The sequence below is a fragment of the Sphingomonas sp. CCH5-D11 genome (genome assembly GCF_001557395.1).
In the GTDB taxonomy this organism is placed as follows: Bacteria; Pseudomonadota; Alphaproteobacteria; order Sphingomonadales; family Sphingomonadaceae; genus Sphingomonas.
In genome coordinates this window covers 1-755 of sequence record NZ_LSKH01000080.1, presented here as the reverse complement: position 1 = coordinate 755, position 755 = coordinate 1, and the positions used below count along the sequence as shown (strand labels likewise).

Annotated in this window: 1 protein-coding gene and 1 pseudogene; both read right to left on the bottom strand. The window is 68.3% G+C overall.

Annotated elements, in window-relative coordinates; translation table 11 throughout:
- A partial coding sequence (locus AX702_RS04630) for a YbgF trimerization domain-containing protein (RefSeq protein WP_331710374.1) occupies nt 1-376 on the bottom strand: 376 nt, incomplete at its 3' end.
- Nucleotides 377-456: 80 nt separating this feature from the next.
- Nucleotides 457-755, bottom strand: a pseudogene (locus AX702_RS22425) (helix-turn-helix domain-containing protein); the annotation flags it as partial.

The window sequence follows — 755 nt, the reverse complement described above, 5'->3', positions numbered from 1 at the left end:
CCGCCGCGGTCTCACCGCTGCCCAGGCGCGCGTCGGTCGCCTTTTTGTAGGCGGCGAACTGATCCTCCAGCTGACGCATGCGATATTGCGTCTGCTCGATCTGCCCCGTCATCGACGCGATCTGGGATTCAAGCGACGACACGCGCTGCGTCAGGTCATAGATCGCGCTGGACGCGGGCGCGCCAATCTCTTCCGGCGTTTGCGGGGCGGCGCGCACTTGCGGCTCGACATAAGCTCCCGCGCCGCCTGGAAAGACCTTGCGCTGCACCGCGCGCATCTCGCTTTCCAGCTTGCCGACGCGGCCCTCCAGCCCGGACTGTGCGACAGCAGGCGTCGCCGCACCGGCGAGAATCACGGCAATGAGGAACCTACGCATTGATCAACAGCCCCCGGATTGGGTTAACAACCATGCTATAGCTGCACCTTCCCGCCTGTCGCCAGCCTGAAGGGCGGCGATCAGCGCACCGGAGCTGTCGATTCCCCGGCAAACGCAGGCGGAACGGATGACGCAGCCGCAGGCGTGGTGCCGGGCGCGGCAGCGGCAGGAGAAGCAGCGGCAGGCGCGGCCTGGCCGCCAGCCCGCGCGCTGAGCGCGTCGGCGCTCACCCGCACGTCCTTGATCGCACGCCGGCCATCGCCCAGCGGCGGCAGCACCGATCCGTTCAGCGTCACGCGCAGCTTGTCCGGCCGCCCCACGTTGATCATCGGATCGTTCGCATCGGCGGGCACGTCGAACCGCTCACCCGCCTTCATGG